Annotated in this window: 22 protein-coding genes and 3 riboswitches; of the genes, 2 read left to right on the top strand and 20 right to left on the bottom strand. The window is 41.6% G+C overall.

Going from position 1 to position 20868, the window contains the following annotated elements:
- Positions 1-16: 16 nt before the first annotated feature.
- Entirely contained in the window at positions 17-961 is a 945-nt protein-coding gene (manA, locus tag O3652_RS00545; RefSeq protein ID WP_125413359.1) for a mannose-6-phosphate isomerase, class I, read from the bottom strand.
- 256 nt (positions 962-1217) lie between these two features.
- On the bottom strand, positions 1218-1478 hold the full coding sequence (locus tag O3652_RS00540) for a SemiSWEET family transporter (RefSeq protein WP_001291475.1): 261 nt from the start codon (positions 1476-1478) through the stop codon (positions 1218-1220).
- Between the two features lie 325 nt (positions 1479-1803).
- On the opposite strand from O3652_RS00540, the gene O3652_RS00535 reads away from it, so the two are divergent.
- Positions 1804-2148 (top strand): lipopolysaccharide assembly protein LapA domain-containing protein, encoded by a 345-nt coding sequence (locus O3652_RS00535; protein WP_000913393.1) that lies wholly within the window; start codon positions 1804-1806, stop codon positions 2146-2148.
- Between the two features lie 165 nt (positions 2149-2313).
- On the opposite strand, the gene O3652_RS00530 is transcribed toward O3652_RS00535, so the two are convergent.
- The 5 genes from O3652_RS00530 to O3652_RS00510 all read right to left on the bottom strand — a co-directional run bounded on the left by O3652_RS00530 (position 2314) and on the right by O3652_RS00510 (position 7715).
- Positions 2314-2661 (bottom strand): VOC family protein, encoded by a 348-nt coding sequence (locus O3652_RS00530; protein ID WP_001052638.1) that lies wholly within the window; start codon positions 2659-2661, stop codon positions 2314-2316.
- Positions 2662-2719: 58 nt separating this feature from the next.
- Entirely contained in the window at positions 2720-4495 is a 1776-nt protein-coding gene (gene spxB / locus O3652_RS00525) for a pyruvate oxidase (RefSeq protein WP_084910841.1), read from the bottom strand.
- 210 nt (positions 4496-4705) lie between these two features.
- Positions 4706-6928 (bottom strand): heavy metal translocating P-type ATPase, encoded by a 2223-nt coding sequence (locus tag O3652_RS00520; protein ID WP_125413358.1) that lies wholly within the window; start codon positions 6926-6928, stop codon positions 4706-4708.
- 9 nt (positions 6929-6937) lie between these two features.
- On the bottom strand, positions 6938-7309 hold the full coding sequence (locus O3652_RS00515; RefSeq protein WP_061852751.1) for a cupredoxin domain-containing protein: 372 nt from the start codon (positions 7307-7309) through the stop codon (positions 6938-6940).
- 10 nt (positions 7310-7319) lie between these two features.
- The gene (locus O3652_RS00510; protein WP_371589971.1) at positions 7320-7715 is read right to left on the bottom strand and encodes a CopY/TcrY family copper transport repressor; all 396 of its coding nucleotides are present in this window, start codon (positions 7713-7715) and stop codon (positions 7320-7322) included.
- Positions 7716-7898: 183 nt separating this feature from the next.
- A riboswitch (TPP riboswitch) is annotated at positions 7899-7997 on the top strand.
- A gap of 84 nt (positions 7998-8081) precedes the next feature.
- On the opposite strand from O3652_RS00510, the gene thiD reads away from it, so the two are divergent.
- Positions 8082-8873, top strand: coding sequence for a bifunctional hydroxymethylpyrimidine kinase/phosphomethylpyrimidine kinase (gene thiD / locus O3652_RS00505; protein WP_125413357.1), 792 nt, complete (start codon positions 8082-8084; stop codon positions 8871-8873).
- Positions 8874-8918: 45 nt separating this feature from the next.
- Here the strand turns inward: thiD and thiE are convergent, their stop codons facing one another.
- The 13 genes from thiE to O3652_RS00440 all read right to left on the bottom strand — a co-directional run bounded on the left by thiE (position 8919) and on the right by O3652_RS00440 (position 20868).
- Complete coding sequence (gene thiE, locus O3652_RS00500; RefSeq protein ID WP_125413356.1) at positions 8919-9551, bottom strand: thiamine phosphate synthase; 633 nt, start codon at positions 9549-9551, stop codon at positions 8919-8921.
- Positions 9544-10347, bottom strand: coding sequence for a hydroxyethylthiazole kinase (locus O3652_RS00495; RefSeq protein WP_125413355.1), 804 nt, complete (start codon positions 10345-10347; stop codon positions 9544-9546). The genes thiE and O3652_RS00495 overlap by 8 nt, the downstream gene beginning before the upstream one ends.
- Positions 10347-10871 carry an energy coupling factor transporter S component ThiW gene (gene thiW, locus O3652_RS00490; RefSeq protein ID WP_049504917.1) on the bottom strand — a complete coding sequence of 175 codons (525 nt, stop codon included), beginning with the start codon at positions 10869-10871 and terminating at the stop codon, positions 10347-10349. The genes O3652_RS00495 and thiW overlap by 1 nt, the downstream gene beginning before the upstream one ends.
- A 3-nt stretch (positions 10872-10874) precedes the next feature.
- Positions 10875-11567, bottom strand: coding sequence for a thiaminase II (gene tenA, locus O3652_RS00485; protein WP_125413354.1), 693 nt, complete (start codon positions 11565-11567; stop codon positions 10875-10877).
- Positions 11568-11577: 10 nt separating this feature from the next.
- A complete protein-coding gene (locus O3652_RS00480) occupies positions 11578-12228 on the bottom strand; it encodes an energy-coupling factor transporter transmembrane component T (protein WP_125413353.1) in 651 nt (216 codons plus the stop codon).
- 1 nt (position 12229) lies between these two features.
- Positions 12230-13615, bottom strand: a complete 1386-nt coding sequence (locus O3652_RS00475) for an ATP-binding cassette domain-containing protein (RefSeq protein WP_125413352.1) — start codon at positions 13613-13615, stop codon at positions 12230-12232.
- A complete protein-coding gene (locus O3652_RS00470) occupies positions 13616-14176 on the bottom strand; it encodes an ECF transporter S component (protein ID WP_185755877.1) in 561 nt (186 codons plus the stop codon).
- Between the two features lie 158 nt (positions 14177-14334).
- A riboswitch (TPP riboswitch) is annotated at positions 14335-14423 on the bottom strand.
- A 123-nt stretch (positions 14424-14546) separates the two neighbouring features.
- Positions 14547-15215, bottom strand: coding sequence for a TenA family protein (locus O3652_RS00465; protein ID WP_125413350.1), 669 nt, complete (start codon positions 15213-15215; stop codon positions 14547-14549).
- 218 nt (positions 15216-15433) lie between these two features.
- A riboswitch (TPP riboswitch) is annotated at positions 15434-15522 on the bottom strand.
- A gap of 148 nt (positions 15523-15670) precedes the next feature.
- Positions 15671-16807, bottom strand: coding sequence for an L-lactate oxidase (gene lctO, locus O3652_RS00460; RefSeq protein WP_125413349.1), 1137 nt, complete (start codon positions 16805-16807; stop codon positions 15671-15673).
- A gap of 242 nt (positions 16808-17049) precedes the next feature.
- The gene (gene pyrE / locus O3652_RS00455; protein WP_000170905.1) at positions 17050-17682 is read right to left on the bottom strand and encodes an orotate phosphoribosyltransferase; all 633 of its coding nucleotides are present in this window, start codon (positions 17680-17682) and stop codon (positions 17050-17052) included.
- 39 nt (positions 17683-17721) lie between these two features.
- On the bottom strand, positions 17722-18417 hold the full coding sequence (gene pyrF / locus O3652_RS00450) for an orotidine-5'-phosphate decarboxylase (protein ID WP_125413348.1): 696 nt from the start codon (positions 18415-18417) through the stop codon (positions 17722-17724).
- Positions 18418-18645: 228 nt separating this feature from the next.
- Positions 18646-19800 (bottom strand): cell division protein FtsQ/DivIB, encoded by a 1155-nt coding sequence (locus O3652_RS00445; RefSeq protein WP_125413347.1) that lies wholly within the window; start codon positions 19798-19800, stop codon positions 18646-18648.
- A gap of 9 nt (positions 19801-19809) precedes the next feature.
- Positions 19810-20868 (bottom strand): UDP-N-acetylglucosamine--N-acetylmuramyl-(pentapeptide) pyrophosphoryl-undecaprenol N-acetylglucosamine transferase, encoded by a 1059-nt coding sequence (locus O3652_RS00440; RefSeq protein WP_125413346.1) that lies wholly within the window; start codon positions 20866-20868, stop codon positions 19810-19812.

Below are 20868 nucleotides of genomic sequence, written 5' to 3'. Positions count from 1 at the left end.
AGGCCCTTTCTTTTTTTTATGGATGACTAACAATCAATTCCAAACCTTGCCCTTCCAAGGTCCAAGCTTCAACATCGCTTGGTAGGATAAAGTGGCTACCTTTTTGGATTGGATAATTTTTCCCGTCAACAGTAAGCTGACCTTGACCAGCCAAGACGCTGAACAGGCTGTAGTCAGCTGTCTTTTCAAAATCAACTTTTCCAGTAACTTCCCACTTGTAAACGGCAAAGAATTCATTGGATACAAGTAGAGTGGAACGTAAATCATCAGCTTTGATAGTTACAGGACGGCTATTGGCAGGCTCTCCAATGTTTAAAACATCAATAGATTTTTCAAGATGAAGTTCACGCAAGTTGCCCTTGTCATCCTTGCGGTCAAAGTCATAGACACGGTAGGTAGTGTCACTAGACTGCTGGGTTTCAAGAATCAAGATACCTGCACCGATAGCGTGCATGGTACCACTTGGCACATAGAAGAAATCTCCAGCCTTGACTGGCACTTTTGTCAGTAAGGCATCCCAGTTCTTGTCCTCAATTTGCTGGCGGAGTTCTTCTTTTGACTTGGCATTGTGACCATAGATAATCTCTGATCCCTCATCCGCTGCGATGATATACCAGCATTCTGTTTTTCCAAGTTCGCCTTCGTGTTCTAGTCCATAGGCATCGTCTGGGTGAACTTGGACGCTAAGCCAGTCGTTGGCATCGAGAATTTTAGTTAAGAGAGGAAATACTGGTTCTGGACGGTTGCCAAACAACTCACGGTGTTCCGCATACAAAGTAGCAAGGTCTGTTCCCTCGTAGCGTCCATTGGCTACCTTAGAAACTCCATTTGGGTGGGCTGAGATAGCCCAGTATTCCCCGATTTTTTCACTTGGAATGTCGTAACCAAACTCATCACGTAGCTTGGTCCCACCCCAGATTTTTTCTTGCATAACTGATTGTAAAAATAATGGTTCTGACATGTCGATCTCCTGTCTGATTTTTCTCCCCTCATTATAGCAAAAAAAGAGTTCGAATTGAACTCTTTTTTCTATTTTATAAAGTAGGGAGAAGATTTTGTAAAAATAGTAACGAAACAATCTCTTACTTGATGGAGGAACCCCTAAAGCAGCAATCAGAAAGCTCGCTGTCAACGGCTATTCTCCTCAACTCTCATTAGACTTTCTTTACTTGAGAATCTATTTTTATGTACAAAAAAGACTGAAACCAGTCTTCTTTTTAAATCAAAGCTGTGATAGCCGTTACCAGACCAAAAATGATACCTGGCGCATTAGCAGCCGCAAGGGGAATATCTCTTTCTTTCTTGAAAAGACCGTAGTAAACCCAGAGACTACAGTTGATGGCTGCAACCAAGGGCTGGATAAAGTTCCCTTTTTGACCAGCCAGGTTGTTCATAATTTGCGGGAAGTAAGAGACGTACATCATAACAGACATGAAGGTCGCTACCCAACCCAAAACTTTCATTTGTTTTTCAGACATTTTCAAAACCTCTTTCATTTTTATGAATCATATTTTATAATCTTTTTTCAAAACAATCAAGTCTTTAAAACTTTTGTTATAAAGATATAAACTATCACAATCTTGTTATAAGAAAGAGGGAACAGAAAAAAGACCGAATTGCTCCGTTCTGTTTACTCAATCAAATATTAGAAAATGAATACTCCTTTTCAATGAATCGATTGATTGATGGTAAATAAGCCGTTAGAAATTATTGACAGTATCGAAATTTTCTAGTAAAATGAATTTTGTTAATACCTAAATGGTGTGTAGTTTTCTATCAACATAGTCAGGAGAAAAGGAACTTATGCTAAAAAAATTTAATGAATTGTCACTGAAAGATAAGGCTTATCTAATTGGCGGTTTGAGCTTATTAGTCATTGTGATCTCATTTGGTCTACTCAATCGTCAAACAGTAACTGTCAGTCTTGTCTTTACACAACTATCTGCTCCCTTGATTTTGGTGATTTTTACTTGTCTAGTAATCGGGATCATTGCTGGTAGTGCTATTGGTATTAGCTATCACCATAACAAGACTCAAGATCTGAGAAGCCGCATTGCTGAAGCAGAAGCGACTATCAATATAAAAGACAGGGAGCTTGTCCAGTACGAGGAACAGGTGCAACAATTAAAACAGGAAGCCAAACAATAAGTGTAGAAATCATAACCACCCGTGAAAACGGGTGGTTTTTTGTCTCGCACCTAACGGAGCGAGACGGACTGAAAGTCGCATAAATACAAAAAAGATCGAATTGCTCCGATCTTTTTAAGTTTCACTCCAAGAATGTTTAGATAAAAAATTTGATAATAGAATTACCTACTTCATACGATAAAAATCAATCACTAGACCAGCAGGCCCTTTAACTAATAAGGACTCTGTTCCCCAATCGGTTACAGTTGGTCCGTTTAAAACCTGGATACCAAGTTCTTTCAACCGTTGGTAATTCTGGTCTACATCCTCAACCTCGATATGAAGAATGATTCCTGACTGAAAATCTTCCAAAGGAATCAAATGATTTTGGGACAACATCAGACAGTGACTGCCAATCGTAAACTGAGCAAAACTGTCATCAACATAATCGGGCTTTTTATCCAAAATACGCTCCAAGTCAGCACAGACTTGGGGAACATCTGAAACGATAATATCTAATTGATTTAAATTCATTTACTCTCCTCCATAAAAAGACCGTATTGCTCCGATCTTTTTAAGTTCCACGAAGGAATTATTTAATTGCGCGTGATTGCAATCCTTCTTCTTCCAAGAAGAGGCGGAATGGTACGAGTTCTTCTGCTTCGTATTTTTCCTTGAAGGCTTTGATTGCTTCTTCTGAGTGAAGTTTTGGATCCAATTCAAGTACTTCTACTGGAAGTGGACGATGTTGCGTGATGCGAGCATCGATCACAACAGTTTTACCTTCTTTGTTGAGTTTAACAGCTTCTGCAACAACTGCATCGATGTCTTCGATACGGTCAACTGTAAATCCAACAGCTCCTTGAGCTTCAGCGATTTTAGCGTAGTCAGCGTTAGGGAAGTCAACACCAAACAAGTGTTTGTTTGTGTCTTCGTATTTGTTCTTGATGAAGGCATACTCAGCGTTTGAGAAGACAACGTTGATAACTGGAAGGTCGTATTGAACGTTTGTGATAACGTCTGGGTAGCACATGTTGAATGCACCGTCACCCATGATGTTCCACACTTGGCGATCAGGATTGTCTTTCTTAGCAGCAATACCACCAGGAAGGGCAATACCCATTGTCGCAAAGAGTGGAGATGTACGCCACATGTTCTTAGGTGTCATGTGAAGGTGACGAGTTGATGTTTGAGTTGAGTTACCTACGTCTATTGAGTAGATAGCGTCTTGATCAGCATGTTTGTTGATAGCATTGTAGACTTGGTACAATTGCAATTCACCCTCGGTTTTACCTTCGAGTTTGTTCATGTAATCACGCCAGTTTTGGTTGTTCTTAACGTTTGCACGCCACCATGGAGTTGATTCAACTGGGTTTACTTTGTCAAGGATTGCTTTGGCTGCTTGACCTGCGTCACCAAGGATAGAAGCGTCAAGGGCATGGCGTTTACCAAGTTTGTAAGGGTCGATATCGACTTGGATGAATTTTTCAGTGTTCTTGAAGGCTTCGTAAACTTCAGCAAATGGGAAGTTTGAACCAAGGAAAAGAACTGTGTCTGCTTCAAAGACCACTTCGTTGGCTGGTTTCCAACCAACACGGTAAGCAGAACCTGTCAACCCTTCATAGTTCCATTCGAAAGCTTCAAAGTTTTTACCAGTTGTGATGATTGGTGCTTTGATTTTACGTGACAATTCAGTGATCACTTCACCAGCTTTGACACCACCGTAACCAGCGTAGATAACTGGACGTTCAGCATTGTTCAAGATTTCAACAGCTTTGTCGATTTCAACTTCGTTCAAGGCAGGAGCGATGAATGAACGTTCGTATGAACCTGAACCGTAGTAAGAGTTTTCGTCGATTTCTTGGAAACCAAAGTTTACTGGGATTTCAACAACAGCTGGACCTTTTTTAGAAACTGCAGCACGGCAAGCTTCGTCGATTACTTTTGGCAATTGCTCAGCGTAAGCTACACGTTTGTTGTAGACAGCAATACCGTTGTACATTGGGTTTTGGTTCAATTCTTGGAAGGCATCCATGTTGAGTTCGTTAACTGGACGTGATCCAAGGATAGCAAGGAATGGAGTGTTATCCATAGCTGCATCGTAAACACCGTTAATCAAGTGAGTCGCACCTGGACCACCTGAACCAACTGCAACCCCGATTGAGCCACCGAATTTAGCTTGCATGACCGCTGCAAGAGCACCTGTTTCTTCGTGGCGAACTTGCAAGAAGCGGATATCTTTGTCTTCAGCCAAAGCGTCCATCAATGAGCTGAGTGTTCCTGATGGGATACCGTAGATTGTGTCTACGCCCCATGTTTTCAATACGTTGAGCATTGCTGCAGATGCAGTAATTTTCCCTTGAGTCATTATAACTCTCCTTCAAAAATTTTTAAAATTTGATTCATCCGTTTTCATATACTAATTGGAAACGTTTCAGCAAATTTTTACTCTACTACTTTACCACATTTGTTTTGGGTCTCCTAAGAATGTGCTCAGAAGTTTTTATTCTCTATTACAGTACAGTTTGAAAACGTTTTATGTAACTGTTTTATAATAAAAAGCGAGCAAGCCCGCTTTTTAGTCTATCTTAGTAACGTTTAGCATGAGTGAACTGATCAGAACAGAGACTGAACTAAAGGCCATGGCCAATCCTGCAAGTTCTGGATTGAGCACCAAACCAAGACTTGAAAAGACTCCTGCTGCAATCGGAATACCAATGAGGTTATAGATAGAAGCCCAGAAAAGATTGAGTAGAATACGATTAAAGGTCTTCTTACTCATATCAAAAGCACGTGCCAATCCTAGTAAATTGTTGGTTGTAAGGACAAGATCTGCTGATTCAATGGCAATATCTGTCCCAGAGCCCATGGCAATTCCGACATCCGCTACACTGAGGGCCGGCGCATCATTGATACCATCTCCAACAAAGGCCAATTTCCCATTCTTTTGAAGCTTGTGAATTTCATGTGCCTTTTCCTCTGGCAAGACATTTGCGATTACTTCTTCGATACCAATTTGCTCTGCAATCGCATGGGCTACTCCAGCATTATCTCCAGTAAGCATGACCGTTCTAAGACCACGTTTTTTCAATTTAGCAATAGCTTCTTTGGCATTTTCCTTAGGGACATCCTGCAAGGCAATTAAGCCTTTTAACTGACCATCCACGGATAGGAAGACAACTGTTTTTGCTTCTTTCTCAAGCAAATCAAATCGTTCTTGATAATCATGTGGAATAGCAAGGTCAGCTAAGAGCTTAGCATTCCCCAGCAAGACTTGCTTACCATTAATAATCCCAGTCACACCTTTTCCATGCAAGGCTTGGAAGTTTTCCACTGGGTAAAGGCTAATTCCTAGTTCAGATGCACGATTAACAATAGCTTGAGCTAGCGGGTGTTGAGATACATCTTCCAGTGAAGCAGCCAAACTTAGCACTTCTCCTTCATCTCCGATAACATCTGTCACTACTGGCTTCCCTTCGGTCAAGGTTCCTGTCTTATCAAAAACAACCGTTTGAACTTTTTGGATTTCCTGTAGAACTGTACCATTTTTGAGAAGAATCCCCATCTTGGCACTTCGTCCTGTTCCAACCATGAGGGCCGTTGGTGTTGCAAGACCTAGGGCACAAGGACAGGCGATAATCAAGACTGCAACACCATAGAGAAGCGACGTTACAAAACTTTCACCAAGAAAAACAAACCAGATCCAAAAAGTAAGGAGTCCTAAAATGACAACTGCTGGTACGAAAATTCCAGAAATCTTGTCTGTCAAATCTTGAATAGGAGCACGACTGGTTTGAGCTTTCTTCACAAAGTCTACAATCTGAGCCAACATGGTTTCAGAACCTACTTTTTCAGCTCTAAAAATGATCGTACCACTATTATTGATGGTTGAACCAATGACAGCATCTCCAACTGATTTATCGACTGGAATACTTTCCCCAGTTACCATTGATTCATCAATACTAGTTTCTCCTTCTATTACAGTCCCATCAACGGCAATTTTTTCACCTGGTCGAACGCGAATGAGATCCCCAACTTTGACTTGTTCTAGAGGTATTTGAACATAAACATCATCACGCAAAACCTCTGCTGTTTTTGCTTGTAGGTCTAATAATTTTTCGACTGCCTGCGAAGTATTTTTTCGCATTTTTTCCTCAAAAACTGCTCCCAAAAGAATGAAGAAGAGGATAAATGCAGCACTTTCAAAGTAAACGGGCAGACCAGTGAAGAGGGCAACTAAGCTATAGAAATAGGCCACTAGGGTTCCCAGAGCAACCAAGGTATCCATGTTGGAATTGTGCTTTTTAAAACTAGCCCAGGCGCTTCTGATATATGGAACTCCAGCTACTAGCATAATCGGTGTTGTGGCTAAAAAGGTTCCCCAACGCATGACTTGGTGACTAATTCCTCCTGTCGACATACCAATCATGAGAATCACAAGAGGCACAGTAAAGATAGTAGTAATCCAAAAACGTTGTAAAAGTGATAGAGATTTTCGAGTCTTCTCAACTACGGTATAACTCCCCTTTTGCATCTTCATGCCACATGAAAATTCATGTTGGCCTAACTCTTGAGGTGTAAAACGAATTGTCTTCTCTTCATCCACACCGATTGGTTCTAGAATTCCTTCTTCTTCGAAGAGAATCTCTTTATAACAGTTTGAAGGTGTCACACGATGAAAGGTAATCTCAGCAGGAATCCCTTTTTGCAGTTGAATGTGGTCTGGATGGTAGCCTTTGTCTGCCGTGATACGGATTTTTTGAACACCATTTTCAAGACTTGCTTTTACGATTTCAGTCATATCATTCTCCTATTCTACAATCATCTTACCGTGCATCATATTCATGCCACAAGAGAAACCATACTCTCCAGCCTGTTCAGGTGTGATTTCCACTACATACTCTTCACCCATAGGCAAGTCCGCATGCACACCAAAATCTGGAAAGACGATCTGATCTAGACAGGGTGAAGGGTCCTTACGGTCAAAGACAATACGAGCTGGCACTGATTTCTTAAGAATAATCAACTCAGGCGTATATCCCCCTTTGACTTCCACTCGAATCTCTTGGTAGCCCTTTTTTTGCTGGGCCTTTTGTCCAGATTTTTCAGGCTTTTTGAAAAACCAAAACAAGATAAACGCGATAAGGGCAATACAAATAATGGTTACAATACTATTTAACATGACGTCTCCTTTACATACAATTACATTTTACTTCTGTTACAGCGCTTGATTTCTTCTCAGAAATCACAGCTTCCAAGTCTTCCAAGTCAGCCTGAGTAAAATCACATTCGACAATCAAGTCAGCCAACAAGTTCTTAATCCTATGAGAACAAACCTTGTCCTTGATATCTTGGACAAGTAAATCCCGACTTTGGTCCAAAGTTAAAAGGGCTGAATAGACAAAGAACTTGCCTTCTTTTTTCCTTGTCAGACACTCTTTCTCAACCAAACGAGCCAAAAGAGTTTGAATCGTTGACTTGGACCAGTCGAACCGCTCCGCCAGAACCCTGATCAAATCGCTACTGGTCTGCTCGCCCTGCATCCAGATAATCTTCATGACCTGCCATTCTGCATCCGAAATCTGCATTGTTATTCCTCCTAAATCTACATTTGTCGATTATAGTCATTAGTATACTCTCAAAATCTACATTTGTCAACTATAATTTTTATTATTTTTTCGAAAAATAGAATTCTAATCATGTAACGAGAGATTTGCAGTCAAATTTTACTATATAAACTATAAAAATATGCTATACTGTAGAAAAAAGAAAACAACCACTAGGGGTGCGTAAAGCTGAGATTAACGACTGTTAGATCCCTTTGACTCAATCTAGGTAATGCTAGCTGATGGAAGTGGAAATGATGATGAGGACTAGCTGGTCTTCTATTGCTTTCCTGAAACAGACTAGCTTGTTCTTAAGAATACAAACTTCAGTTGGTTGGGAGGTTTTAGATGACTTATTTACCCGTTGCTCTAACCATTGCAGGGACTGACCCTAGTGGCGGTGCTGGCATTATGGCAGATTTGAAGTCATTCCAAGCGAGAGATGTCTATGGAATGGCCGTTGTGACCAGCCTTGTCGCTCAAAATACCAGAGGTGTTCAATTAATCGAGCACGTCTCCAACCAAATGCTGGAAGCTCAATTGGAAAGTGTCTTTTCGGATATCAAGCCCCAGGCTGTAAAAACTGGTATGTTGGCAACTACTGAAATCATGGAGATTATCCAACCCTATCTTAAAAAACTGGACTGCCCCTACGTTCTGGACCCTGTTATGGTCGCAACAAGCGGTGATACCCTGATAGATACTAGTGCGAGAAGCTACCTAAAAACAAATCTGCTTCCCCTTGCTACCATTATCACTCCGAATCTTCCTGAGGCAGAAGAGATTGTTGGTTTTTCGATTCATGATCCAGAAGACATGCAGCGTGCTGGTCGCCTAATTATAAAAGAATTTGGTCCCCAGTCCGTTGTTATCAAAGGTGGCCATCTGGAAGGTGGTGCCAAGGATTTCCTTTTTACCAAGGATGAACAATTTGTCTGGGAAAGTCCAAGAATTCAAACTTGTCACACCCATGGTACTGGTTGTACCTTTGCTGCTGTGATTACAGCTGAACTAGCCAAGGGCAGAAGCCTTTACCAGGCGGTCGATAAGGCCAAGGCCTTTATCACGAAAGCCATCCAGGATGCTCCTCAACTCGGACATGGTTCTGGCCCAGTCAACCATACAAGCTTTAAAGATTAAGAAAAACTCTCTAGTTCCCGCTATAAGGAATTAGAGAGTTTTTGATTAGAAAATCATGTCATCCAGCTTTGTTAAAAAGGCTTGCGTTTTTGCTTCAATATCTTCTGCCTGCATCAGATCACGTACTACAGCTACTCCAGCTATACCCGTGCCACTAAGTTGGTCAATATTCTCTGACGTCAGGCCTCCAATAGCAACTACTGGAATGGCGACCGTTTGGCAAATTGTTTTCAAGGTTGAAATCAGGGTGATGGGTGCATTCTCCTTGGTCGTAGTCGGGAAAATGGCTCCTGTTCCCAAGTAATCTGCACCTCCTTCTTCTGCTTCGAGAGCTCTTTTAACCGTTTTAGCAGTAACACCGAGGATTTTTTCAGGACCCAAGACTTTGCGGGCAACCGAAACTGGTAGTTCATCGTCTCCGATATGCAGACCTGCAGCATCTACTGCAAGACAAACATCCAAACGATCATCGATAATCAAGGGTACCTGATAGGCATCGGTTATTTTCTTGACTTGTTTTGCCAGCTGATAGTATTGATTGGTGGTGAGATTTTTTTCTCGTAACTGGATGATGGTAACACCTGAACGGCAGGCTGTCTCCACTTTTTCAAGAAAGTTTTCCAAGGAATCTTGGTAGCGATTGGTTACTAGATACAGTTTAAGTGCTTCTCTATTCATAAAAGTCTCCTTTGATGGCTTCTAGCCAATTTTCGTCTCTTTTTAGGAGAGAGAGTTGATTGAGAACTTGATAACGAAATTCTTCCAATCCCATTCCTTGAACAAGTATTCTCTCAGCAGCGATATTGAGATAAGAAACTGCTAGGCAAGAAGCTTCAAATGCAGTCTTTCCTTGGCTGAGAAAAACGGCAGTCAAGGCTCCAACCAGGTCTCCTGTCCCTGTTATCCAGTCTAATTCGTCACAGCCATTTCCCAATATTGCAACCTGATTCTCCGAAACGATGAGATCCTTGGGGCCAGTGACTAGGAACGACATACCAGGATAGGTCTGACACCAGTCTTTCAAAACTTGAAGCAAATCCTCAGTTTCTTGGTCTTTAGCACTAGCATCTACTCCAACTCCATGGTGTTTTAAGCCAACAAGACTTCGGATTTCCGACATATTTCCTTTAAGGACCGTGGGCTTGTATTCTAAAAGATCTGTAACTAGATCCTTACGATTAGGGGAAGTTGCTACGCCAACCGCATCTACTACCATTGGGAGACAAGCTTGAGCTGCATAAGAAACTGCCATACGGATTGCCTTTTCCTTCTCAGCTGACAAATGCCCCAGATTGATGAAGAGAGCCTGACTTTGCTTAGTAAAATCAAGAACCTCACGGGGATCATCTGCCATGACAGGTTTAGATCCCAGAGCCAAAATGCCATTAGCCAGCATCTCACAAGAAATCTCATTAGTAATACAGTGAATCAAGGAACTGGTTGCCAGAGGGAAAGGATTTGTCAATTTCTGCATCAGTCTATCCTTTCTCCAAAGAAATATCCCTGCACTTTTTTAAAGAATTCCTGCTTGATTAAAAATCGAAAGGCAAGAAATGCTATGGCTGTACCGATCAAGGTCGCTCCGAAAAATCGCGGAGTATAGATAAACCAGCTAAGCTTGGCCGCAGATCCTGTAAAGAGAACCATAACAGGATAGGAAACAATAGAGCCGATAATCCCTGTTCCCAAGATTTCTCCTAGAGCAGAGAAGTGAAATTTTCGACCGTACTTATAAAAGAGACCTGCAAGGAGGGCTCCGAAAGTAGCTCCTGTGAGGGCCAAAGGAGGAATCCCCTGAGTTGACATACGGATAAAGGCTGTGACTGTAGCCATGACCAAGGCATAAACAGGCCCCATCAAGATTCCTGCAAGAATGTTGACTACACTGGACATTGGTGCCATCCCTTCAATTCGAAAGATGGGTGTAAGAACTACGTCAAGAGCAATCATCATGGATAAAATGGTTAATTTGTGAACTTGAAGTTGGTGGTTTCTCATTTTCTATTTCTTCTCTTTTTCTAAGGACTGCAAATCACTCGTCCAGGTTTGGTGTTGGTAAGCCATCTCCCAAAACTTGGCTTCCATGTGGACACTTCTGTGGAAGGCCTCTAGCATTTTTTGTTTGTCCGTCTCATCACTTTCGCGATAAAGTTGATTGACCAGGGCTTCTTCCTCTTTAATCTGCTGTTCTAACTCATCGGTGATATAGGTCTCAATCCACTGCTGATAAAGAGGATTCGGAGATGGTTTGCGATTAAGTGCCTTGCCCAAATCATGGTATAACCAAGGACATGGGAGTAAACTAGCAAAAGCAATGCCCAAGTTTGGCTCTGCAAACTGTCGATAAATATGAGAAATGTAATGATAACAGGTTGGAGCAATCGGTTGCTCGTCCATTTCCTGGTCACTGATTCCCAATTCCTTGAAAAATTGTTGGCGGATAAATAATTCACCCTCCACTAGACTCTGGGCATTTTGTTTCAAGAGTCTTTTCATCTCTTGGTTTGAAGTCTTATCAGCCAAGAGGTGATAGGCTTCTGAAAAAGACTTCAGATAGTAAGCATCCTGAATCAGGTAATAGCGGAAAATAGAAGGTTCTAACGTTCCCTCTTGTAACTGTAAAACAAAGGGATGCTGAAAGGAAGCCTGCCAAGCTTCCCTGGATAATTCCATCGCAATATCTGTAAATTCCATAATAACTCCTTTATAGAAATAAACTGCTTTGAAGCAATAAAAAGAAAAGTAGGTAGATCAATTTTGTCCTTTGAGAAATATAAAAAGTTCGATAGCGATTCTCCAACTGAGCATGTTCGTCATATCCATGAGCAGATAGAGCTCTCAGGTAAAGATGGCGCCATCTAAAGACCGTCATCAGAACCTTACTGTAAATCAAGGGAGACCAAACATGCAGTTTTTGACCACGCAATAAGCAAGCTTCCTTGAGGGACTTGATTTCCTGCTGAATGAGGGGAAAGGCATTGAATACTACAATTAATGCATAGGCCCAAGAGCGCGATAACCCCTTTTGAGCCAAGTACAAGAGAAGCTCTTTTAGGGAAATAGAGGAAACAAAGACAAGACCGATACAAACCGTCACAAAGGCCCTCGTTCCAAGTATCACTGCCTGCGAAGCATCCCCATGTAACTGAACTGCCCAATAGTTAGCAAAGGATGGCAAAATGGCGAGCAAGAGCATCCAAGCCAACAGTTTAAATCGACGGTGATAGAGCATAAAGAGGATGCAAAATGCAGCTACTGAAAGATTAAGAGCAATCGAAGGAATGAAAGATGTTTCCAAGGATAAAATCAGCAAGAAGAGGCTGATAACTGGTGTCTTGGTTGCTACTTTGATCATACTACCTCACCTCCCCTAGAGTATCATTGTTCAGAGATGGGAGAGGTTTGCTGATTGTCACGTCTTTAATATGACGGAGCCCCTCACTATTCATCTCAATCCAATAATCGACCACAGAGATCAAGGGATCTAAACGATGGCTAATGATCAAAAAACTTCTTCCTTGATTGCTCTCCTCCAGAATCCACCTGCAAAAATAATGGCAAGCTCTATCATCCAAACCAGCAAATGGCTCATCTAGCAAGATCACAGAAGCCTTGCTGGTCAAGATGGTCAAGAGCTGAAGAATCTTTTGCTGACCACCACTTAATTGATAAGGACTCTTATCGAGTACTTGCTCTAAATTAAAAAATTGTAAAGCTTGGAAAATTCGCTGATTTCTTTCAGAATCAGGTCCATCTAATTGAAGCTCTTCTCGCAGACTGGCTCTGATAAACTGCTTCTCAGCTTCCTGAACAACACCCGTCAGGTCACGGTACAAACTCTTTTTCTTTTTCAGGACTGTCCCCTTCCAAGAAATGAGCCCTTTATACTTTTGAAATTGAAGAATAGAGCGAAAGAGGGTTGATTTCCCGACACCATTGTCACCCAAGATACAGGAAATTCCTTGGTAGAAAGTAAAATCAGAAATGGAAAAGAGGGGGCGATGATCCAGCTCACAAGTCACACGATCCATATGGAATAGTTCTGGACTAGAAGCAACATTCTTTGAAGAAACCTGTATCATCTCAGAGGTAGGGATTTGAAACACTTCCCTTAGTTGTCCATCTCTTAGCTCCACCATATGGTCGATATAGGCTTCATAATCAGATAAATCATGGTCGCACAGGATGACTGCCTTCCCATTAGAGGCTAACTCTTTTAGAATCTCCAATATCTCGATTCTGCTCTTGCGGTCAATGGAAGCGAAGGGCTCATCCAAGAGATAGACCCTAGGATTCATAGCAAAGAGAACAGCCAAAGCAGCCTTTTGCTTTTCCCCACCTGATAAGTGATGAATTGGACGGTGCAAAATCGCCTTACAGCGACATTGCTGGACAACCTCTGCTATTTTAGAATCAATTTCCTGAACGGGATGCCCAATATTTTCCAAGGTAAAAATCAGCTCCTCAAACAAGTTCTCCATGGTGAATTGATGATTGGGATTTTGAAAGAGAATACCAACCGTCTGAACACGTTCAACGGTAGAAAGCTGACTAACCTCGCTCCCGTCTATCAGGACTTGACCACTATAGGGAAGAGAAATGACTTGAGCAATAATTTGAAAGAGACTGGATTTTCCTGAACCACTGCTCCCAACTAATAAGGTAAAAGCTTGCCCATGAAAAGTAAAATCAATCGGCTCCGAAAAGATTGAGGACTGAATCCCCCGTAGTTCCAGCCCCATCTACGCCTTTCCTCCAGCTGCAAACTGATGATAGAGTTTGACAATGGCACGAACCAAAATGGTACAGAAGAAAAAGACAGAAACAAAACGAACCACAAGCAAGGAAAGGACAAAAGGAAGGGAGAAGGCGTAGTAACCTAACTTAATGTATTCATAGACAAAGCTAACAAGCGTAATCCCAATACTATTAGCAGTTAGAGAGAGCCAACTTTCATAGCGATTCTTGGTTACGAGAAAACCAAATTCACTTCCCAAGCCTTGAACCAAGCCAGACAAAAGAGCGCCTAGGCCGAATTGGCTACCATAAAGAACTTCAGCAAGCGCAGCGAGCACTTCTCCAATCGTCGCACTTCCGACTCTTGGAACAAAGATGGCCGCAATGGGCGCAGCCATACACCAGAGACCAAAGAGGATTTCATTGGCAAAGGCCTGCAAACCAAGAGGGGCCAAGATTAGGGTGAGGATATCAAATAGATAGCCCGAACCCACAAAAACGCCACCAAAAAAGATAGACAAGAAAGCAAGCAAGATAACATCTTTTAACTGCCATTTTTTCAACATAAAAAACTCCTTTTTTAAAGAAAAGTGGGGCATTCAAGGAGAGATACCAAAAAGCTTACCGTCAAACTTATCCTCTTTTGATAAACAAAAAAACTCCAATTACAAACGAGAATTAGAGTTTAGCTTACAAGATTAGACAGTTCTTTTCGACATACGAAAAAAACCTTTTCACATTTCCCTTCGCCAGTATTAACTGTATCAGGTTCAATGGGTATCATCTCAGCCTAAAGCACCCCAAATGTCTTTATTATTTAATTACTGGACCAGTATAACAGAATTTGAAAGCCCTAGCAAGATATTTGACTGAAAAATATATTTATATAGTTTGTTTGTTAATTCTTTTAACCTACATAAAAGTATTGAATCTGTCCTATAATTCATAACCAATATCAAAAAAGGCTAATTCTAAAGCAACTGCTTGATTCCAGCGTTGCTGAAGTTCTGTCAAATCTTCTCTACCTTTCCCGACACGATTGAGTTCGTCAACCAGAAATTGAACCCACTCTGTAAAGAAAGGACCTCTGTGGAGATTGATCCATTCTAAATGAATATAGGCTTCAGGTAGAGCCAAATCTTTAGAACCCCAGTCTAAATAGAGACTTTCTGCAATGACCAGCATGACCAAAAGATGAGCATAGTCTGATGAAGCCACAGCAGAATACATTAAATCCTGAAACGCTTTTGTTACAGGGTGCAAGTTCACTTCTAGATAGTCATGCTCTGCTACATTTAACTCTTTGAAAGCCTTTTGGAAATAACCATCTTCATCTGCTTCAAGAAAGCCTAGTTGCTTGGCAAAACGAAGCTTGGATTCAAGCTGGTCTGCGTGTGCTACGCAGGCACCCAGCATGGATAAGAAGGCATCAAAGAAATGATAATCTTGAATCAGGTAGTCTTTTAAGACCTTATTCTCAATTGTCCCCGCAAAAAGTTCCTTGACAAAACGATGATTGATTGCAGCCTGCCAATCCTTCTGACTGCTTTTTAATAATTCTCCAACGGTCAAACCTGGCTGAAATGCATAGTCTTGTGTTTCCATATTTATTTTTCCTTTCTTTACTCCTTAGTAATCAATAAAATATCAAGAGATACCAAGCAAAATCGTAATTCCACTTGATACTTTTAAAGAACATCGAGGGCATTTGCAGATAGCTACCTAAACAAGCCTATCCAGTTTGTATAAACAAAAAAACTCCAATTACAAACGAGAATTAGAGTTTACCTTACAAGATTAGACAGTTTCCTTCAACATAAGAAAAAAACCTTTTCACATTTCCCTTCGCCAGTATTAACTGTATCAGGTTCAATGGGTATCATCTCAGCCTAAAGCACCCCAAATGTCTTTATTATTTTATTACTGGACCAGTATAACAGAATTTGAAAGCCCTAGCAAGATATTTGACTGGAAAATATATTTATATAGTTTCTGATAACGATTTAATCTTTCTATACATGAAGAAAAACCTCCACATCAGGTGGAGGTCGTCTTACTTATCAATACAATTTTAAGTCACGTGGATCAACTGGGAAGGTTGGATTGTATGGGTTGTGACGGAGTTTGAAGTGTTTGACATCCTCAATAGTCTGAGTTCCAGATAACTGCATGACTGTCTTTAATTCTGCATTCAAGTGTTCAAAGACTTGACGCACACCAACACTACCACCAAGAGCCAAACCATAAATCACAGGGCGGCCAATAGCTACCAGGTCTGCTCCTGAAGCCAAGGCTTTAAAGACGTGTTGACCGCGACGAACACCAGAGTCAAAGACAATTGGCACACGTTTATCAACTGCTTCAGCTACTTCTTGAAGCGAGTCAAAGGCAGCTGGTCCACCATCGATTTGGCGGCCACCGTGGTTGGTTACCCAGATACCAGAAGCACCTGCGGCAAGCGAACGTTCAACGTCTTCACGGCATTGTGGCCCCTTGATATACACAGGAAGTCCTGAGTATTCAGCGATAAATTCGACATCACGTGGAGACAAGCGTTGTTTAGCTGATTTGTAAACAAAGTCCATTGATTTTCCAGCACCTTCTGGCAGGTATTCCTCAACAATCGGCATACCAACTGGGAAGACAAAACCATTGCGCTTATCGACCTCACGATTGCCCCCTACTGTTGCATCTGCTGTCAAGACAATCGCTTTATAACCTTCAGCCTTCACACGGTCCATGATATGGCGGTTGATCCCGTCATCCTTACTAAAGTAAAATTGGAACCAGTGAGGTGTCCCTTGAAGGGCTTCTGTAATTTCTGGAAGATCTACAGTAGAGTAAGAGCTAGTTGTGTAAAGAGAACCAAACTCATGCACACCACGCGCAGTAGCCACTTCACCTTGTTCATTTGCTAATTTATGAGCCGCAACAGGCGCCATAATGATTGGTGAAGATAATTTCTCACCTGCAAATTCAATCTCTGTACTTGGATTTTCAACATCACAAAGCGTATGTGGAACGATGAGTTTGTGGTTAAAGGCACGGATGTTCTCGCGTAAAGTGAAAGTATCTTCTGCTCCACTAGCGATATAACCAAAGGCAGCTTTAGGAATGACTTGTTGCGCCATTGGCTCCAAATCATAAGTGTTAATAAAATCTACAGGTCCTTCTGCATTGCTTGTTTTATATGACATAAAATGTCCTCCTTATTAAGTAAGCGTTTGCTTTTCCTTACATAAACTATCTTACCTCTTTTTCATACTGTTTTCAAAAAATTTGTCTGGGAATTTCAAACTGATTATCTGAATATGCCCCAAAAAAGAGAGGACTCTCATTCTACCATTATCCTATATTCTTCTTTACCTTTAGGAACCTTTGTTTTATTGCCCACATATAAAAATCAGGTAATCCTAGTGACTACCTGATTTTCTATGTTTTAGGCATTTTGCCAATTTTCTTGGTCTTCTTTAAAGCGTTTTAGGAGGTCTAACCCTTCTGGTGTGATGTAACCTTCTTCTTGGGCTAGGTGGATCAGTTCACTGTAGTTAGAAAGTGTCACCAATTTCACATCAGCATCCGCAAAATTCTTATCTGCTTTTGGCAATTGATAACTGAAAATCGCTACGACACCAAGAACATCGGCTCCTTCGCGTTTTGCAGCTGCAACAGCTTCAAGAACAGAACCGCCAGTTGAAATGAGGTCTTCAACAACAACCATCTTTTGCCCCTGAGCTACACGACCTTCGATTTGGTTACCAGCTCCGTGGTCTTTTGGTTTGCTGCGGATGTAGGCAAAAGGCAAGTTCATCTTGTCAGCGATGATTGCTCCGTGTGGAATTCCTGCTGTCGCAGTTCCTGCAATCACTTCTACTTCTGGAAATTCTGCTTTAATAGCTTCCACAAAACCATTTTCAATCAAGGTTCTAGTTTCTGGGTAAGCCAGAGTCACGCGGTTATCTGTATAGATAGGTGACTTGATGCCAGATGCCCAAGTAAAAGGCTCTTCTGGTTTGAGGTAAACGGCTTGGATTTTCAAGAGGTGGCTAGCGATATCTTTAGCAAGTGTCATAGTATTCTCCTTTTGTTTTTATAATCTATTTCTTTAATTTCAGTCTTGGTTCCATTCATCCTTGATAGCATGATAAGCTGCAACAGGATCCTCAGCTTGGGTAATGGGACGTCCTACTACGATATAGTTACTACCGATTTGATAGGCGTCAGCTGGCGTCATGACGCGTTTTTGGTCCCCAACCGCAGCTCCCGCTGGACGAATTCCCGGTGTCAAACAGATAAAATCTTTGCTTGTTACTTCTTTGATAAGATTGACTTCCTGAGCCGAGCAAACGACACCATCCAAGCCCGCTTCAGCTGTCTTCTTGGCATAGTGAATCACAGACTCTTGCAGGCTGGTTTGGATATTTTGAAAATCCTGCATCTGGCTTTCCGACGTTGATGTAAGCTGGGTCACAGCAATCAATTTTGCTTGTGTCCCCAGACCTTCACGCGCAGCCTTCATCATCTCCACTCCACCTGCAGCATGAACGTTAGTCATGTCCACACCAAGCTGAGACAAGACCTTCATGGCAGATTTTACTGTATTTGGAATGTCATGTAGCTTGAGATCCAAAAAGACACTATGCCCCAATGACTTCAAATAACGGACAACTTCTGGACCTTCCGCATAATAAAGCTCCATCCCTACTTTTAGATAAAGACTTTCTTCTGCTGGGAAAAGAGATAAAAATTTCTTGACCGCCTCAAAACTAGGAAAATCAAGAGCAATAACTGGACGATGTTCACGCATACCTTTCTCCTTTTACCTTTGTAAGCTAGAGAGCATGAAAAAAGGAACCTGCCAACAGCAAGGTTCCACGAAAAATGGGTAGTCTCCACCCTTTCACCGTCTAACCTTAGCTGCCTCTCTGGACTGCTTTAAAGGTTTTTTTCTATTCTATTATTTATAGTAGGACTTGTCAAGCAAAAACCCGAAACTGGACTTTTATACCATTCAAAATCAAGAGGAAAAGTTAATCTAACGACTCTGTGATTGCTGGCTCGTTTGGCTTTGATTTCCTTGTTCTTCTTGTTTTTTCTTTTCTTCTTCCTGTTTTTTCTTCTCAGCTTCCTTGGCCTCTTGTTTGGCTTTTTCCTCAGCCTCTTCTATCAGTTTATCCGCTATCGTGTAGCTGTATACTCCAGCTTCCATATCGACTACACTCGGCTCTGACAATTGTGGCTTAATTTTGCTGTAATAAGGCAATTTCTTGCTCAATTCTGATAGGGGAACCAAAATCTCATCTGTATCCAGCATGGTAATTTTTAAAAGATCTGCTGTTGCCTTGCTCGGCGCTAATTCGATTTTCTGGATTTGGCTCTTGATATCCTCACTGATGGTAGACAATCCTTTGATCAGTTCTTTCACCTGCTGCTCATCGTTAAAGGTAACTGTCAGATAAGTCTCAGGCAAGTTTAAGCGATCAACAGGAGTTGACTCTACTGTACCACTAGAAAGAATAGGATAATGTTCTTCACCAGACACATAATAACCAACAATATCAAATTCCTTAACCTCAATCGTAAAGTTAGTCGGAAATTGATAGTTAATCTTCGCTGATTCTATCCAATGATTGGACTTGATTCGCTCAGCGTATTTTTCCTTATCCAACAATAGGGCTAAAGTATAGTCGCTATCTTGAATTCCAGAAGCCTGTTTGATATCATCCGCCTGCGTGTTACTATTTCCCTTAACCTCGATATTTTTGATGGTCGAAAGTGGAGTCAATAGATAGACTGAAAGAAGGAGGACCAGGACACTGGGTACCAAGATACTCACAGCTCGCCAAATATGAACAGGCGCAATTTTAGGCTTGGCAGGTTTTTCTGGTTTCTCTGGTTTCTTCTTCTCTTTTTCCTCTTTGACTTTCCGGTCATCCTTTTGAGATTTTTCTTCTTTTTCGGATGGTTCCTTGCTTGGACTTGAGGCTTCCTCAACTGACTCACTCGATGATTTCTTGGATTCCTCCAGTAGTTTCGAGTTGGCTTCCTTACGAGCTTGTTTTTCCTTTTCCTTCTCTTCAGCTAGGGCAGCTTCTTCCTCAGCCTTCTTCTTCAGGTATTCCTGGTTTCGTTTCTGCCATTCAGACAATTCTTGCTTCTGGTTTGATTCTTTTTTCTTATCCTTTGACATTGATATTCCTTATGCTAGGTCTTTTCTTAATAAATCGTAAAAATCTGCAAGAGATTTCAATTCAGTCGAAGCTTTCATGCTAGCTTGGTACTGATCCTTGTGACTAAGCAAGTGGCTGAGTTTCTCCTCCAAGCTTTCCAAGGTCAAGTCACTTTCTTGAAGTTCTTCTGCATAGCCTTTCTTAACAAAGTAGGCTGCATTTTCAATCTGGTCTCCTCGACTTGCTTCACGACCCAATGGTACGATGAGATGGAGTTTCGCCATGGCCAAGAGCTCGAAAATCGTATTGGCACCACCACGCGTCACCACCACATTTGCCATCTTCATCAAGGGTTGATAGAGATCCGTCACATAATCAACACGAAAGAGATTTCGACTCAACTCATTGAGGCTTGAATCTCCAGTTAGATTGATAATATTGTAGCGCTCTGTCAACTCTTTTTTATGGTCTGTCACTAATTGGTTAAATACACGGGCTCCTGCAGAACCACCGACAAACAATACCGTTGGCAATTTAGGATTAAAGTGGGTTTGGATATCCACCAATTCATCTGGTTCTGGAGTGTTTTGGTCTGAAACCTTGGTTACTGCCCCCACATGCTCGACTTTTGCAAGACCAGCAGGCTGCTCAAATGTTGAATACATCTTAGTTGCAAATTTATAGGCGATTTTATTGGCCAAGCCCATAGAAAGGTCCGATTCGTGAATAAAGACAGGTACTCCTGACACTCGCGCTGCGATAACCGGCGGTACAGAGACAAATCCTCCCTTAGAAAAAAGAGCCTGTGGACGCAGTCGTAACATGATAAAGAGGGATTGGACAATTCCCCAACCAACTTTAAACACGTCCAGCATATTTTGCCAAGAGAAATAGCGACGCAACTTCCCAGTCGCAATAGAATGGAAGGTAATATTCAAGCCTGACTTGAGGATTTCTTGGTGTTCGATTCCGTGCTTGTCACCGATATAGTGAACTTCCCAGTCGTCTTCGATGAACTTAGGCATTAACAAAAGGTTGAGGGTGATGTGTCCAACCGTCCCCCCACCTGTAAAGACAATTTTTTTCAT

It is taken from the genome of Streptococcus sp. 27098_8_23 (assembly GCF_041432195.1).
Taxonomy (GTDB): Bacteria; Bacillota; Bacilli; order Lactobacillales; family Streptococcaceae; genus Streptococcus.
Note: the sequence above shows the minus strand (reverse complement) of the source record. Positions and strands in the feature narration are given on the sequence as shown.

Bases quoted from the DNA above. Each gene is read 5' to 3' on its own strand.
- O3652_RS00465 (WP_125413350.1), bottom strand. From the start codon at position 15,215: ATGGAAACACAAGACTATGCATTTCAGCCAGGTTTGACCGTTGGAGAA.
- O3652_RS00510 (WP_371589971.1), bottom strand. From the start codon at position 7,715: ATGCAGATTTCGGATGCAGAATGGCAGGTCATGAAGATTATCTGGATG.
- O3652_RS00520 (WP_125413358.1), bottom strand. From the start codon at position 6,928: ATGACTGAAATCGTAAAAGCAAGTCTTGAAAATGGTGTTCAAAAAATC.
- pyrE (WP_000170905.1), bottom strand. From the start codon at position 17,682: ATGACACTTGCTAAAGATATCGCTAGCCACCTCTTGAAAATCCAAGCC.
- O3652_RS00540 (WP_001291475.1), bottom strand. From the start codon at position 1,478: ATGTCTGAAAAACAAATGAAAGTTTTGGGTTGGGTAGCGACCTTCATG.
- O3652_RS00440 (WP_125413346.1), bottom strand. From the start codon at position 20,868: ATGAAAAAAATTGTCTTTACAGGTGGGGGGACGGTTGGACACATCACC.
- O3652_RS00480 (WP_125413353.1), bottom strand. From the start codon at position 12,228: ATGATCAAAGTAGCAACCAAGACACCAGTTATCAGCCTCTTCTTGCTG.
- O3652_RS00515 (WP_061852751.1), bottom strand. From the start codon at position 7,309: ATGTTAAATAGTATTGTAACCATTATTTGTATTGCCCTTATCGCGTTT.
- O3652_RS00535 (WP_000913393.1), top strand. From the start codon at position 1,804: ATGCTAAAAAAATTTAATGAATTGTCACTGAAAGATAAGGCTTATCTA.
- lctO (WP_125413349.1), bottom strand. From the start codon at position 16,807: ATGTCATATAAAACAAGCAATGCAGAAGGACCTGTAGATTTTATTAAC.
- thiW (WP_049504917.1), bottom strand. From the start codon at position 10,871: ATGAGAAACCACCAACTTCAAGTTCACAAATTAACCATTTTATCCATG.
- O3652_RS00530 (WP_001052638.1), bottom strand. From the start codon at position 2,661: ATGAATTTAAATCAATTAGATATTATCGTTTCAGATGTTCCCCAAGTC.
- tenA (WP_125413354.1), bottom strand. From the start codon at position 11,567: ATGGAATTTACAGATATTGCGATGGAATTATCCAGGGAAGCTTGGCAG.
- O3652_RS00445 (WP_125413347.1), bottom strand. From the start codon at position 19,800: ATGTCAAAGGATAAGAAAAAAGAATCAAACCAGAAGCAAGAATTGTCT.
- O3652_RS00470 (WP_185755877.1), bottom strand. From the start codon at position 14,176: ATGTTGAAAAAATGGCAGTTAAAAGATGTTATCTTGCTTGCTTTCTTG.
- thiE (WP_125413356.1), bottom strand. From the start codon at position 9,551: ATGAATAGAGAAGCACTTAAACTGTATCTAGTAACCAATCGCTACCAA.
- manA (WP_125413359.1), bottom strand. From the start codon at position 961: ATGTCAGAACCATTATTTTTACAATCAGTTATGCAAGAAAAAATCTGG.
- spxB (WP_084910841.1), bottom strand. From the start codon at position 4,495: ATGACTCAAGGGAAAATTACTGCATCTGCAGCAATGCTCAACGTATTG.
- thiD (WP_125413357.1), top strand. From the start codon at position 8,082: ATGACTTATTTACCCGTTGCTCTAACCATTGCAGGGACTGACCCTAGT.
- O3652_RS00475 (WP_125413352.1), bottom strand. From the start codon at position 13,615: ATGGGGCTGGAACTACGGGGGATTCAGTCCTCAATCTTTTCGGAGCCG.
- O3652_RS00495 (WP_125413355.1), bottom strand. From the start codon at position 10,347: ATGCAGAAATTGACAAATCCTTTCCCTCTGGCAACCAGTTCCTTGATT.
- pyrF (WP_125413348.1), bottom strand. From the start codon at position 18,417: ATGCGTGAACATCGTCCAGTTATTGCTCTTGATTTTCCTAGTTTTGAG.